Genomic DNA, 14,834 nt, shown 5'->3' with positions numbered 1-14,834 from the left:
AAACGCGCCGTGACAGGCGTGCTCGTTCAGCTCAGGCCCGCTTCCGGCGGGCTTTTTTTATGGGCGCGCGATCGCAGGATGGAGGCAGATTGACGATACGCGCTCCTACGCCCCGAAAAACGGGTGAATCCGGCATCTGCTCGCGGGATCGTCCCACGCCCGGGTCTTTAGACTTGTCCATGGGGCACTGCGCGCTCAGGCATATCGCCCTGACGTTCGATGCCCGATGCCCGGAGCAGAACCCATGACACTCGACGCCACCCTGCAGCAGGCCGTGCAACACCATCAGGCGGAAGCTTTCGCGGAAGCGGAACGGCTATACCGCTCGATCCTGCAAGCGCAGCCCGATCATCCGGAGGCGAATCACCATCTCGGCATGCTCGCGGTGCAACTCGAGCAGCACGCGATGGGCTTGCCTTTTCTGAAGGCCGCGGTCAAAGCCAGCCCGCAGCACGCCGAGTTCCGGCGCGATTATGTCAATGCGCTCGAAGCGGCGGGCCAACACGACGAGGCGGCGCGTGTGCGCGAGGCCGGCAGCGTGCCGGTGAACGCGGGGTTTGTCACCGGGATCCACGCCAACGGCGCGATCAACGAGACGGCAGCCAATCTGACAAGCGCCGCAGGCGCAACGCCGACGAACAGCGCGCCGGCGTCCTCCGAGGCCGACGTCCTCGCCGTCGAATTCGTCGAAACGATTGCCTTGCTGACCGCGAAAGGCGATCACGCGGGCGCCGAAGCGCTCGCGCAGCAGATGGTGCGCCTGCTGCCCGAACACGGCTTCGGCTGGAAAACGCTCGCGCACGCGGCGCTGCGGCGCAGCGATCTCGACGGTGCGCGAGTTCCGCTTCAGCACGCGGTGCGGCTCATGCCGCACGACGAACCGCTGCGCAATCATCTGAGCGCCGCGATGGCAATGCACAACGCGCGCGCTCTCGACCAGGCGGGACGGTACCAGGAAGCCGAGCGGCTCTACCGGATCGTCGCCGCCTGCTATCCGCAGTATCCGGACGCGCTGCACAAGCTCGCCGTCGTGCTGATCCGCCAGCATCAGCCCGATGCGGCCGTGCCGTTGCTCGAGAACGCGATCGGCATCGCACCGAATCAGCCGCAGTACTGGATGAACTACGTCGATGCGTTGCTGCAGTCGGGGCAGACAAAGGCCGCGTGGCTCGCGCTCGAAATGGGCCAGCAACGCGGCATGACCGGTCCTGCCGTGGACGCGATCATCAACCTGATGACGACGATCACCGCGCAGAACCTGGAGATCAGACCGGAACCGATCACTCAGCAGCCGCGAATCGAAGCCACGCCCGCGCAGAACGATGCGGCCGCGTCGGCATTGGCATTGGCCACGGCAACCCCCGCTCGTGCGCCCCGCGCGCCGCGGCCCGGTGCCGCCGGCGGACCGATGCCGTCGCAACGCGAATGCGATGAGGCGATCGCGCATTTCAACAAGGGGCGGCTCGACGAGGCGGTCGCTGCCGGCCGGTCGCTGACCGAGCGCTTTCCGTCGCTGCCGCTCGGCTGGAAGGTGCTCGGCTGCGGCAGCTACCGTCTCGCGAACTATGACGATGCGTTCGGCGCGCTGCAGAAGGCAAGCGAACTGGGACCGCTCGACGTCGAAGTGTTGCAGGCGCTCGTGAGCCTGCTGATGGCGAAGAACATGCATAAGGATGCGGAAGCACGCTGCCAGGCGATGCTCGACATCGAGCCCGACAACCCGGAAGGCCACCGCATCATGGGCATCGTGCTGTTGACGCAAGGCCGCCTGAAGGAAGCGGAGCAACATGCGCGCATCTCGACCGCGACGTCCCCCGACGCATCGGGCACGCAGGTGACGCTCGGCGCGATCCTGCTTCAGCAAGGACGGCATGCCGAGGCCGCGACCGTATTCCGCCGCGCACTGGAACTGGATCCCACGTACAACACCGCCTTCGAGAATCTGAACTTCTGCCTGACCCACGTTGAAAACGTGGAACCGGAAGATCTGTTCGCCGAACACGTTCGCTATGGCGAGCATTTCGAAAAGCCGCTGAAAAAACGCTGGAAACCGCATCGCAACCGGAAAGATCCGGACCGGCCGTTGCATGTGGGCTTTATCTCGGGCGACTTCCGCGGGCACGCGGTGGCCAACTTTATCGAGCCGGTGCTCGAGCGGCTCGCGAACGACCGCAGCGTGATTCTGCATGCTTACTCGAATACGCCGGGCGAAGATCAGGTAACCGACCGGCTGCGGCAGCACTTCGCTCATTGGCACCACATCTTCGGCACGCACAATGACGTCGCGGCCGAGCAGATTCGCGCCGACGGCATCGACATCCTGATCGACCTCGCGGGTCACACTGCCAACAACCGGCTGCTCGTGATGGCGCATAAGCCTGCTCCGGTGCAGGCGACCTGGATCGGCTATCCGGGCACGACCGGCCTGACCGCCATCGACTACTTCCTGGCCGACCGGTTCTGGGTGCCGTCCGAAGAATTCCGCAGCCGCTTCACCGAAAAGATCGTCTACCTGCCGGCGATGGCGCCGTTCAAGCCCGAAATTCTGTGCCCGCCGGTCAACGGGTTGCCCGCGCTGCGCAACGGCTATGTGACGTTCGGCAGTTTCAACCGCATCGAAAAGCTGCGGCGCGATGTGATCGAGTTGTGGGCGAAGGTGCTGCATGCAGTGCCGGGATCGCGCATGATGGTCGGCTCGATGCCGAAAGACAGCGTGCCCGAAGAGCTGATCGGCTGGTTCGCGGACGCGGGTATCGGACGGGAGCGGCTCGACTTCAAGCCGCGCGCGTCGGTGGCCGTTTATCTGCAGCAGCACTATCACGTCGACATCCTGCTCGACACGTTCCCGTTCACCGGCCTCACGACGACGATGCAGGCCTTGTGGATGGGCGTGCCGATACTGACGATGCCGGGCCGCACCGTACCGGGCCGCAGCGGCGTGACCGCGCTGTCGCACGTCGGGCTCGAATCGTTCGTCGCCGACGGCGTCGACGATTACGTGAAGAAGGCCGTCGCACATGCGAGCGACGTGCAGGCGCTCGCGACGTTGCGCGCGGGCATGCGCGCGCGCTGCGAAGCGTCGCCGATGTTCAATCCGGATCTGATCGCGACAAGCTTCACGCAGGCGCTGCGCGTGATGTGGCGCAGATGGTGCGAAGGCAAGCCGGCGCAGATGTTCGACGTGTCGGAGTTCGCGCAAGCGGCACCGACGTCTCGCGCGACAGATCAGGAAGCTGCGGGGACGAATCGCTGTTCGATAAGCGGGTAGTTGGCCGGTGCGTTTCACGCGTCGGTCGCCTCGGGTCAATCAGAGCCAGTGAGAAAACAGAAACGCCGTCTGCGATCGAGATCGCGGACGGCGTTTTCGTTGATGCGTCGATGCGTTGATGCCTGCGCCAGCTAGCCGCAAGCGCGCATTCAGGATTGGGCGACGCGCAGATTCCGGAACGCGGGGTTGGCGGCGCCCTCGCCGATCTGCTGGTTTGCCGCTTCGATCGCACGACGCTCGAGCGGATTGTGCAGCGCCGCCTGCGCCTCGAGTTTGCCGAGTGCGTTCAGCTTCGCCTCGTCATAGCGGATCAGCGCGATGCCCGCGTTGCCGTCGAGATATCGATGCTCGCCGTCCGTATGCACGTAGTAGTTCACGTTCGATGGCGCGGCGCGATACGGAATGCGGTCCATGACGATCGCGAGCCACATCGACACCTGGTCGACGCGCTGCAGCGTGCCGCTGCGCTCGAGCGGCTCGTCGTGTTCGATCAGCCACTGCGCCCAACGGCGCCACGACTGGTCGACGATCTCCGCGATCGCTTTCGGGATGCCATAGAAGCCCGCGTTGCAGTGGCCGGCAAACGTCGCGGCATACTCGATATCGGCCGTGCCGACCGGCGGACGATTGCGCATGCAGGCCGCGCGTGCGATTTCTTCGAGCACCGGCACCGGCGGCTCCGCGAGATCGACGACTTTCGCCACGAGCGCTTCCGTGCCCAGGAACGGTCGAATATCGGCGACGGCGATCATGTTGGTATCGAGCAGCACGACGTGGTCGAAATCGAAGCGATGCAGATTGGCCAGCTGCGCGATCTTGTTGCAGAACCGGCCGTCGCCGAAGCGCTCGATGTCGTGCAACGTGCAGCCGAGGTCGCGGAACAGATCGCGTGTTTGCGTATCGACTTCATGCGTGAACTGCACGTTGATGTCGGCCGGCGCGTCGCAGCTATGCTGGATCAGCGAGCGCGCGAGATGATAGCCCTCGTGTGCGAAGCGCGGCTCGGCGTCGACGACGAAAGAGAAGATCGTGCGCGTGCGCAGCCCGGGGCTGGCCGGCGGAGAAGTCGCGGTGTTGTTGGCAGCGATGTTGTTGGCAGCGGCGTTGCTCGCTGCTGCCTTTTTCGCTGCCATCGCTGCGGCGACGATCGGTGACCCGGCATATTCGGCTGCGTCGCCCGTCGCCGGATTGCCCGTCGCTTTCTTCGCCGCCATCGCCGCGGCGACGATCGGCGAACCCGCATATTCGTCCGGCGCACCGCCTTTCGCTGCTGCGCTTGCCGGCTGCAAGGAATCGTTGCGCCACATCCGCTGCAACGCGGTCAGCACCTGCGACGCCGATGTCGCCGCATCGCACTGCGCCGTCTCGACGCGAATTTCGGGATTTTCAGGCGCCTCGTACGGCGAATCGATCGCGGTGAAGTTCTTCAGCTCGCCGCGCCGCGCCTTCTTGTACAAGCCTTTCGGATCGCGCGCTTCGGCCACTTCGAGCGGCGTATCGACAAAGATTTCGATGAATTCGCCCGGCTTCATCAATTGGCGGGCCATGCGCCGTTCCGCGCGGAATGGCGAGATCAGCGAGACGAGCACGATCAGACCGGCGTCGGCCATGAGCCGCGCCACCTCGGCCACGCGTCGCACGTTCTCCGCGCGATCGGCATCGGTGAAGCCGAGATCGCGATTCAGGCCGTGCCGGACATTGTCGCCATCGAGCAGATAGGTCGGCTTGCCGAGCGCATGCAACTGCTTTTCAACGAGATTCGCAATCGTGGACTTGCCGGCTCCCGAGAGCCCCGTAAACCACAGCACGCACGGTGCGTTGCCGAGCAGCGCCGCGCGGGCGGCGCCCGTCACTTCGAGTCGCTGCCAGCGGACGTCGACATCGTTGAGCGCCTTCGACCCGCCGACGCGCGGCATGTCGTCGTTCGACCCTTGAACCATCGAAACTACCCTCCGTTATGCCCGGTCTGCGATGTGCATGCGTGACAGACTGAATCCCGCGATTATCGGCGATGCCGGTTATGCCGAATGGTCGAATAACAACTGAAAGTCGTCTCAGTTTAATGTCAGTTCGACACCGGCAATAATCGGCACCTGATTCGCGATGGAGTTTAACTCCGGTTCTTTAGTCCGCGCAGTTTCCGCTGCAGTTGTTCCCGCAGTTGCTTGCGCAGTTTCTGCGCGCGCGTCACTCGCCGCGCATTTTCCTACCCTGCTCCCGGATCTGTTCGAGCGTCGCGCCTGGCGTGCTCGCTTCCTTCGGCATCCGAATTTCGATCAGCGCCGGACGCTTCGCCGCAATGGCGCGCTCGAAGGCCGGCATGAACTCGTCGGTGCGCAAAACGGTCTCGCCATGCGCGCCGAACGACTTCGCGAATGCCGCGAAATCGGGATTCGTCAAACCGGTGCCGTGTACACGGTTTGGATAATGCCGCTCCTGATGCATGCGTATCGTGCCGTAATGCCCATTATTCACGACGATAAAAATCACTGACAATTCATACTGCATTGCCGTCGCCAGTTCCTGGCTCGACATCATGAAACAGCCGTCGCCCGCGAAGGCGACGACCATTCGTTGCGGATACATCGACTTCGCCGCGACCGCGGCCGGCACGCCATACCCCATCGCACCGCTGGTCGGCGCCAGTTGCGAACGGAAGTGACGGTACGCGAAATGACGATGCAGCCAGATCGCGTAGTTGCCGGCGCCATTCGTGACGATCGCGTCGTCGGGCAGGCGCGCACGCAGTTGCTGCACGATCTCGCCGAGCTGCACGTCGCCCGGAATCGCGCGCGGCTTGCGCCATTCGAGATACGCCCGGTGTGCTTCTTCCGCGGCGCCATGCCATACCGGCTGCGCAGCCGGCGGCCGCGTCGCCGCGAGCGCGGACGCCATCTCCGGCATGCCCGATACGATCGGCAGTTCCGCCGCATAGACGCGCCCGAGTTCGTCCGCGCCTTGATGCACGTGCACGAGCGTCTGTTTCGTCTTCGGGATGTCGAGCAGCGTATAGCCGCCCGTCGTCGATTCGCCAAGACGCGGCCCCACGACGATCAGCAGATCGGCGTCGCGAATGCGTTGCGCGAGCGCCGGATTGATGCCGAGGCCGACATCGCCTGCGTAGTTTGCGTGCTCGTTGTCGAAAGTGTCCTGGAAGCGGAATGCCAGGCCGATCGGCAACTGCCAGTTTTCGACGAAGCGGCGCAGATCGGCGCACGCATCGGGCGTCCAGCCGCTGCCGCCTGCGATCACCATCGGCCGTTGCGCGCCTTCGAGCAGCGCCGTCAGCCGCGCGATCTGCGCCGGCGACGGCGCGGCCGCGACGCGCTGATAGGCCGGCGCGCCCGGCACCACGGCGCATGCGTCGCTCAGTACGTCTTCGGGCAACGCGAGTACGACCGGCCCAGGCCGGCCCGACGTCGCCGTATGAAACGCATGGCTCATATATTCTGGAATGCGCCGCGCGTCGTCGATCTGCGCGACCCATTTCGCCATCTGACCGAACATGCGCCGGTAGTCGATTTCCTGGAAAGCCTCACGGTCGAGATGCTCGCGCGCGCATTGGCCGATCAGAAGAATCATCGGCGTCGAATCCTGAAACGCCGTGTGGACGCCGATCGAAGCATGCGTCGCGCCGGGCCCGCGCGTGACGATCGCCACGCCAGGCCGCCCGGTCAGCTTGCCGACCGCTTCGGCCATATTCGCGGCCGCGGCTTCATGCCGGCAGACCACCGTTTGAATGCGTTCGGTTTCGTCATGCAGCGAATCGAGCACGGCGAGAAAGCTCTCGCCCGGCACGCAGAAGACGCGCTCGACGCCATGCGTGAGCAGCGCATCGACGATCAGCCGCGCGCCCGTGGTCGTATCGGAAGAGGAAGCAGCGGAAGCATTCGACTGAGGCATTGCGATGAGTCTCCGAATGGTGTTGTCGGGGGGGACGCCGCCGTGCAGCCATCAGTTCAGCACTCGATGATGTTCACTGCAAGGCCGCCGCGCGACGTTTCCTTGTATTTCGTTTTCATATCGGCGCCGGTCTCGCGCATCGTCTTGATAACCGAATCGAGCGACACATAGTGGCTGCCGTCGCCGCGCAGCGCCATGCGCGCCGCGTTGACCGCCTTCACCGATGCCATCGCATTGCGTTCGATGCACGGAATCTGCACCATGCCGCCGACCGGATCGCAGGTGAGCCCGAGATTGTGCTCCATGCCGATTTCGGCCGCGTTTTCGACCTGCGACGGCGTGCCGCCCATCACCGCGGCCAGCGCGCCGGCCGCCATCGAGCACGCGACGCCGACTTCGCCCTGACATCCGACTTCGGCGCCCGAAATCGAAGCGTTGAGCTTGTACAGAATGCCGATCGCCGCGGCGGTCATCAGAAAATCGATGACGCCCTGCGGGTTCGAGCCCGGCATGAAACGCGTGTAGTAATGCAGTACGGCCGGGATAATGCCGGCCGCGCCATTGGTCGGCGCCGTGACGACGCGTCCGCCCGCGGCGTTTTCTTCGTTGACGGCGATTGCGTACAGATTGATCCAGTCGACCATCGACAACGGATCCTGCAGCGCGCGCTCGGGGTTATTCGCGAGCGCGCGATACAGTTGCGGTGCGCGGCGCTTCACCTGGAACGGACCGGGCAGCGTGCCGTCCGCATCGGAGTTGCCGATGCCGCAGCCGCGCGCGACGCACGATTGCATGACGTCCCAGATCTTCAGCAGGCCGGCGCGCGTTTCGTCGTCGCTATGCCATGAGCGCTCGTTTTCCCACATCAGTTGCGCAATCGACTTGCCCGTCGACCGGCACATCTCGAGCAGTTCGGCTCCGGTACGGAACGGATGCGCGCGCTCGTCGACGGCCGCCAGCACCTTCGTATTCGGCGCGCCCGCGGTGACCACGAATCCGCCGCCGACCGACAGATACGTCGATTCGCGCAACGTGCCGCCTTGCGCATCGAAGGCACGCAGCTTGAGCCCGTTCGGATGCTCGGGCAGCGCCTGGCGGTAAAACGAAATCTGATCTTTCGGCACGAACGGTACGTCGTGTGTGCCGAGCAGCGCGAGCGTGCGCGATGTGCGGATCGCGTCGAGACGTTCGCCGATGGTTTGCGGATCGACCGTGTCGGGCGCGTCGCCGAGCAGGCCGAGCATGACGCCGCGGTCGGTGCCGTGGCCTTTGCCGGTCGCGCCGAGCGAGCCGTAGAGGTCGACCTTCACCGCTGCGGTCGATTCGAGCAGGCCATCGCGTTCGAGTCCTTGGGCAAACATCAGCGCGGCGCGCATCGGGCCGACGGTGTGCGAACTGGACGGACCGATCCCGATTTTGAAGAGGTCGAATACGCTGACTGCCATGTCTGCTCCTGCGATGAGTGATGCCGGGGCGATTCGCCTTGTGAGCGTGCCGCCGCAGTGGCCGCGGTGGCGGCGCTTTAACTGCTTTTTACTCTCTTTTGGCGCGATTCATTCATCGCGCCATGGCCGGGGCATTGCGGCCCGTCGAGCCTCGTCGCGGCCGTTACCGCGCGCGTTACTGCGGACGTTACTGCGCGCGTTACTGCGGACGTTACTGCGCGCGCGCCGGCAACGGCAGGCACACGGCGAGCCATGCGGGCGGCGTCGGCGCCAGTTTTAGCGCGATCGGCGTGTATTTGCCATCGAGCCGCGCGGCGAGGTGAAAGAGCTCCGCCGCATCCTTCGGATTCCACGGCCCGGTAAAGCCGGGCATGCCCGCTTCGCGCCGCTTCGCATCGAATGGCACTTGCGAATGCACGAATTCGTCGTGTGTTTTCGCACCCGTCGCGTATGGTGTGAGCCACGCGAGCGCCGCGGCCAGCGTCGCGCCGCTCGGCGCGCGTTGCGGCAACCAGTTGCGGTTGTGCCGACGTGCGGCGAGCGCCGCGACCACGAGCGGCTGCAGGTCGTACGTCACATAGTGCAGCGCGTCGCGCTCGGCGAAATCGACGGTCGAGCCATCCGGCGCGATGTTGTCGTTGATGTGCTCGATAAAGAGACGCTGCGCCGCATCGATCATCTTGCGGTTATCGAGCGTAAAGGCCGCCATCGAGATCAGCTTGACGCGGTGGCTTTGCCAATTGTTGCGAAAGGTGCCCGTGAGCGGCCGCGGCTGCGCGTCGATTTGCGCGATATAGCCATTCGCGAGCTTCGTCAGAAACGCCATGGCCGCATTGCGCGTTTTGACGGGCAGCGCACTCGCGGTCATGTCGTAGGCAAGAATCAGTCCTTCGAACGGCGATTCGTCGATCGGGTTGAAGCTCGGCTGGTAGGTCGTCACCCATGCGTAGAGCACGCGGTCGACGTACTTCAGATAGCGCTCGTCGCCGGTTGCGCGCCAGGCGAGCGCCGCGTCGCGCAGCAGTTCAAGATCCTGCTCGGCCGCCTTGCTCTGATCGTAGATGCCTTCGTGCGGCAGCGTGCCTTCCGTGTGCAATTTCGGCAGCGCGCGCGGCGAGTCGTTCAGATGCGCCTGCACATTCGCGACGAGCGCTTTCACGCCCGGGTCGGAACTGGTGCGCTCGCTCGATTGCAGCGCGGGCGCGGCGCAAAAGTTCATTGCGGCACGGGCCTGTGGCAGACACAGCATCGAAGCGACGCAGGCCACGGCCCACGCAAGCATGCGGTGATTCCGGAATTGCATCGTTCGCACCTTTCGCACCATCGGATACTCCTTCTTTGGGCAATTCGGTGTGAGATGTTAGCTGTTCCGGACCTGCAACGACAGCGGTTGACAACGGTTTTATCGGGTCTTCGTCGGCCCGGAGCTTGCGACGCAGGCAAACTGGCGGCCGGTAATGGAGACGAGAAGCCGATAATGAGGCGGCGGGCGCGGGACGGACGTCCTGCACACGCGCCGCCGCTCATCACTCGTAATCGGCCACCGGCACGCACGAGCAAAACAGATTGCGATCGCCATACGCGTTATCGGCACGACCCACCGGCGGCCAATACTTCCGCGCGATCAGCGTCGGCAGCGGATAAGCAGCCGTTTCGCGCGAATACGCGTGCTTCCAGTCGTCCGCCACCACCGCCGCCGCCGTATGCGGCGCGTGCTTGAGCGGATTGTCCTCGCGATCGGCGCGGCCTTCCTCGACGGCGCGGATTTCGTCGCGAATTGCGATCATCGCTTCGATAAAGCGGTCGAGCTCTTCCTTCGACTCCGACTCGGTCGGCTCGACCATCAGCGTGCCCGGCACCGGAAAGCTCATGGTCGGCGCGTGGAAGCCGTAGTCCATCAGCCGCTTCGCGACGTCGTCCACTGAAATGCCGCTCGTGTCCTTGATCGGCCGCAGATCGAGAATGCACTCGTGCGCGACGAGCCCGCCCGGCCCCGCATACAGCACCGGATAGTGCGGCGCGAGCTGCTTCGCGACGTAGTTCGCGTTCAGGATCGCGGTCTCGCTGGCTGCCGTAAGATTGGCCGCGCCCATCATCGCGATATACATCCACGAGATCGGCAGAATCGACGCCGAGCCGTATGGCGCCGCCGACACCGCGCCGATGCCGTGCGCGTCGCGCTCGTAGCCGGTCGACGTCTGGTTCGGCAGGAACTGCGCAAGGTGCGCGCCGACCGCAACCGGCCCGACGCCCGGTCCGCCGCCGCCGTGCGGAATGCAGAACGTCTTGTGCAGATTCAGGTGCGACACGTCGCCGCCGAACTGACCCGGCGCGCTCAACCCGACCATCGCGTTCATGTTCGCGCCGTCCACGTAGACCTGGCCGCCGTGCGCATGCACGATCTCGCAAATCTCGCGCACGTTCTGCTCGAACACGCCGTGCGTCGACGGATACGTGATCATGATCGCGGCGAGCTTTTCAGCGTGCTGCGCGGCCTTCTTCTTCAGATCTTCGATATCGACGTTGCCCTGCCCATCGCATGCAACGACCACCACCTGCATGCCGGCCATCTGCGCCGACGCCGGGTTCGTGCCGTGCGCGGACGCCGGAATCAGGCACACATTGCGATGCCCTTCGCCGCGCGACGCGTGATACGCGTGAATGATCAACAGACCCGCGTACTCGCCCTGCGAGCCTGCATTCGGCTGCAGCGAGACGGCCGCATAGCCGGTCGCGGCGACGAGCATCTGTTCGAGCTGATCGATCATTTCGCGGTAGCCGACCGTCTGCTCGGCCGGCGCGAACGGGTGAATCTGGCCGAACTCGGGCCACGTGACCGGCAGCATTTCCGACGTCGCGTTCAGCTTCATCGTGCACGAGCCGAGCGGAATCATCGAGCGGTCGAGCGCGAGGTCCTTATCCGACAGGCTGCGCAGATAGCGCAGCATTTCCGTTTCCGAATGGTGCCGGTTGAACACGTGATGCGTGAGGTACGCGCTCGTGCGTTCGAGCGACGCCGGGAACGTGTTCGAGGCGCCCAGTTGCGCGTCGAGTTCGTCGACGGTCGGCACGTTATCGACGAACGCAGCTTGCGCGAAAGCGGCGAGCAGATCGGCGAGGTCCGCGCGCGTCGTCGTTTCGTCGAGCGAGAGGCCGACGCGCGTGTCGCTGACATGGCGCAGATTGATGCGCTTGCCCGTCGCCGCGTCGTGCAGCGCCTGCGTGCGCGCGCCCGTTTCGAACGTCAGCGTATCGAAGAACGTTTCGTTGACGAGCGTATAGCCGAGGTGTTTCGCGCCCGCGGCAAGCAAGGCGGCCATGCGGTTCACGCGCAGCGCGATCGTCTTCAGGCCTTGCGGGCCGTGATAGACCGCATACATGCTCGCCATGATCGCGAGCAACGCCTGCGCGGTACACACGTTCGACGTCGCCTTTTCGCGGCGGATATGCTGCTCGCGCGTTTGCAGCGCGAGACGCAACGCCGGGTTGCCCTGCGCGTCGACGGTCACGCCGACAAGACGCCCCGGCATCTGCCGCTTGAATTCGTCGCGCACCGCGAGATACGCGGCATGCGGGCCGCCGAAGCCGACCGGCACGCCGAAGCGCTGCGAGTTGCCGACGGCGACGTCCGCGCCCCATTCGGCGGGCGGCGTCAGCACGGTCAGCGCGAGCAGATCGGCGGCGGCAATCACGTGGCCGCCCGCTGCGTGCACCGCATCGGCGAGCGCGCGGTAGTCGCGCACATCGCCGTTCGCGCCCGGATACTGCACCAGCACACCGAAGGCGTTCGCTTTTGCGGCATCGGCAGCCGGACCCACTTTCACTTCGATGCCGACCGGCGTCGCACGCGTTTTCACCACTTCGATGGTTTGCGGCAGGACGTCGTCGGCCACGTAGAACACGTTCGACTGCGATTTGCCGACGCGCTGCAGCAGCGTCATCGCTTCGGCGGCAGCGGTCGCTTCGTCGAGCAGCGACGCATTCGACATGGCGAGGCCCGTCAGATCGACGATCATCTGCTGATAGTTGAGCAGCGCCTCGAGACGGCCTTGCGAGATTTCCGGCTGATACGGCGTGTACGCCGTGTACCACGCCGGGTTCTCCATCACGTTGCGCAAAATCACGGCCGGCGTGTGCGCGTTGTAGTAGCCCTGCCCGATGTACGACCGGAACACCTGGTTCTTGTCCGCGAGCGCGCGCAACGCGGCAAGCGCCTCCGCCTCGCTTTTCGGTTCCGCGAACGGACCGAGCGGCAGTGCGTCGGCACGCCGGATCGCCTTGGGAATCACCGCATCGATCAACGCGGCGCGCGAGGCGAAGCCAAGCGCGTCGAGCATCGCCTGCTGATCGGCGGCATCGGGGCCGATGTGCCGTTCGGCAAAGGCATCGTGCACTTCGAGCGCAGCGAGCGAGAGAGGGGTGCGGTTCATCAGGCGGTCCGGGTGTTCGAGCTTCATTGAAAATTCCTGCTGGCGCGGCGTGTGCGGCTGATGCGACGTGTGTGCGTGTCGGACCGCCGCGCCTGTTGTTGAAAGTTACTCGCCGATCGACTTGCCGTAGGCAGCGGCGTCGATGAGCCGGTCTTGCGCTGCACCGGCGGTCGGCTTGACCTTGAAGAGCCAGTTTTCATACGGCGCGCTGTTCACCGAATCGGGCGTATCGACCACGCTCTGATTCATCTCGATGATCTCGCCCGAAACCGGCGCATAGATATCGGAAGCGGCCTTGACCGATTCGATGACGGCGACCGTGTCGCCGGCTGCGACGGTCTTGCCCAGTTGCTGCACTTCGAAGAAGACGATATCGCCGAGCGCTTCCTGCGCGTGGTCGGTGATACCGACCGTCAGCGTGCCGTCCGCTTCGGTGCGGACCCATTCATGCGATTCGGTGTATTTCAGATCGGCCGGGATGCTCATCGGTTGCTCCTGTGCGGTTGATTGCGCGATTGATGCGGTTAGAGGTGAACGGGGAACGCACGCGACGGACTGGACTGCGCGTCGTCGATGGCCGGACCGCCGTTCAACTGACGAGCACCTTGCCGTTGCGCACGAACGGCAGTTTTACCACGCTTGCGGGAAACGCTCTGTCGCGGATGTGCACATGCACGACATCGCCGGGCTGCACGCCTTTCGGCACGCGCGCGAAGGCGATCGATTCCTGCATCGTGGGCGAGAACGTGCCGCTCGTGATCTCGCCCGCGCCATGCGGCGTATCGACTTTCTGATGCGCGCGCAGCACGCCCGCGGCCTTGCCGTTTTCCTTCTGCAGGATCAGACCGACGAATGCCTGCTGCGAGCCTTTCGCCTCGAGCGCGGCACGGCCGACGAAGTCGCGCGGCGCGCTCAGGTCGACCGTCCATGCAAGGCCGGCATCGAGCGGCGAGACGCCGTCGTCCATATCCTGGCCGTACAGGTTCATGCCGGCTTCGAGGCGCAGCGTGTCGCGCGCGCCGAGGCCGGCCGGGCGCACGCCCTGCGCCTGCAGCGCTTTCCACAACGCTTCGACGTGCGCGGCCGGCGCAATGATTTCGAAGCCGTCTTCGCCCGTGTAACCGGTGCGCGCGACGGTCAGGTCGCCGAACGGCGTGGCGTTCAAGCGCGCCGCGTTGAACGGCTTCAACGCTTCGGTCGCGGCGCGCGCGGACGGCACCGTTTGCCAGACTTTTTCGCGTGCCTGCGGGCCTTGCACCGCGACGATTGCGAGATCGCGGCGCGGCGCGATCGTCACGCCGAAGCCGCGGTCCGCGTTGAGCTGGTTGAACCACGCGATATCTTTGTCGGCGGTCGCCGCGTTGACGACAATGCGAAAATTCGTTTCGTCGAAGAAATAGACGATCAGATCGTCGATCACGCCGCCTTCGGGATTGAGCAGGCACGAGTACAGCGCGCGGCCTGCCGTTTGCAGCTTGCCGACGTTGTTGGCAAGTGCGTAAGCGAGGAATTCACGCGTGCGCGGGCCGCTCAGATCGACGGCGCACATATGCGACACGTCGAACATGCCGGCATCGGTGCGCACGGCTTTGTGCTCTTCGATCTGCGAGCCGTAGTTGACGGGCATGTCCCAGCCGCCGAAATCGACCATGCGTGCATTGAGCGCACGATGCGTGGCGTTGAGCGGGGTGCGTTTGAGTTCGGTCATCGGGGCGCGGCCTCAGGGTGTTCGACGGATTCGGAGCCATGCTGTGCAGCCTCGCAGCCCTTCGGCCGACGAGTGATGCC

General features: G+C 64.9%; 7 protein-coding genes and 1 pseudogene. 1 reads left to right on the top strand and 7 read right to left on the bottom strand.

All coding sequences use genetic code 11. The features are described from left to right. The first annotated feature begins 244 nt into the window (after positions 1-244). The gene (locus tag QYH69_RS17570; protein WP_308833121.1) at positions 245-3,268 is read left to right on the top strand and encodes a tetratricopeptide repeat protein; all 3,024 of its coding nucleotides are present in this window, start codon (positions 245-247) and stop codon (positions 3,266-3,268) included. A gap of 1,310 nt (positions 3,269-4,578) precedes the next feature. Here the strand turns inward: QYH69_RS17570 and cysC are convergent. From cysC to gcvT, 7 genes and pseudogenes are all read right to left on the bottom strand, one after another. Continuing rightward, a pseudogene (gene cysC / locus QYH69_RS17565) lies at positions 4,579-5,145 on the bottom strand (adenylyl-sulfate kinase); the annotation flags it as partial. Positions 5,146-5,455: 310 nt separating this feature from the next. Continuing rightward, entirely contained in the window at positions 5,456-7,171 is a 1,716-nt protein-coding gene (locus QYH69_RS17560) for a thiamine pyrophosphate-binding protein (RefSeq protein WP_308833120.1), read from the bottom strand. A 56-nt stretch (positions 7,172-7,227) separates the two neighbouring features. After that, the gene (locus QYH69_RS17555; protein WP_308833119.1) at positions 7,228-8,616 is read right to left on the bottom strand and encodes an L-serine ammonia-lyase; all 1,389 of its coding nucleotides are present in this window, start codon (positions 8,614-8,616) and stop codon (positions 7,228-7,230) included. Between the two features lie 211 nt (positions 8,617-8,827). Further along, positions 8,828-9,898, bottom strand: a complete 1,071-nt coding sequence (locus QYH69_RS17550) for an alginate lyase family protein (protein ID WP_374992441.1) — start codon at positions 9,896-9,898, stop codon at positions 8,828-8,830. 244 nt (positions 9,899-10,142) lie between these two features. After that, on the bottom strand, positions 10,143-13,073 hold the full coding sequence (gene gcvP, locus QYH69_RS17545; protein ID WP_308833117.1) for an aminomethyl-transferring glycine dehydrogenase: 2,931 nt from the start codon (positions 13,071-13,073) through the stop codon (positions 10,143-10,145). A gap of 78 nt (positions 13,074-13,151) precedes the next feature. After that, positions 13,152-13,532, bottom strand: a complete 381-nt coding sequence (gene gcvH / locus QYH69_RS17540) for a glycine cleavage system protein GcvH (protein ID WP_075155317.1) — start codon at positions 13,530-13,532, stop codon at positions 13,152-13,154. Between the two features lie 103 nt (positions 13,533-13,635). Further along, positions 13,636-14,754 (bottom strand): glycine cleavage system aminomethyltransferase GcvT, encoded by a 1,119-nt coding sequence (gcvT, locus tag QYH69_RS17535; RefSeq protein WP_308833116.1) that lies wholly within the window; start codon positions 14,752-14,754, stop codon positions 13,636-13,638. Between the last annotated feature and the right edge of the window lie 80 nt (positions 14,755-14,834).

The sequence above is a fragment of the Paraburkholderia sp. SARCC-3016 genome (assembly GCF_031119615.1).
Taxonomy (GTDB): domain Bacteria; phylum Pseudomonadota; class Gammaproteobacteria; order Burkholderiales; family Burkholderiaceae; genus Paraburkholderia.
Note: the sequence above shows the minus strand (reverse complement) of the source record. Positions and strands in the feature narration are given on the sequence as shown.

What these genes read in the sequence shown, in the direction of transcription:
- gcvP (WP_308833117.1), bottom strand. Translation starts at nt 13,073, where the DNA reads ATGAAGCTCGAACACCCGGACCGCCTGATGAACCGCACCCCTCTCTCG.
- gcvT (WP_308833116.1), bottom strand. Translation starts at nt 14,754, where the DNA reads ATGACCGAACTCAAACGCACCCCGCTCAACGCCACGCATCGTGCGCTC.
- QYH69_RS17550 (WP_374992441.1), bottom strand. Translation starts at nt 9,898, where the DNA reads ATGCTTGCGTGGGCCGTGGCCTGCGTCGCTTCGATGCTGTGTCTGCCA.
- gcvH (WP_075155317.1), bottom strand. Translation starts at nt 13,532, where the DNA reads ATGAGCATCCCGGCCGATCTGAAATACACCGAATCGCATGAATGGGTC.
- QYH69_RS17555 (WP_308833119.1), bottom strand. Translation starts at nt 8,616, where the DNA reads ATGGCAGTCAGCGTATTCGACCTCTTCAAAATCGGGATCGGTCCGTCC.
- QYH69_RS17560 (WP_308833120.1), bottom strand. Translation starts at nt 7,171, where the DNA reads ATGCCTCAGTCGAATGCTTCCGCTGCTTCCTCTTCCGATACGACCACG.
- QYH69_RS17570 (WP_308833121.1), top strand. Translation starts at nt 245, where the DNA reads ATGACACTCGACGCCACCCTGCAGCAGGCCGTGCAACACCATCAGGCG.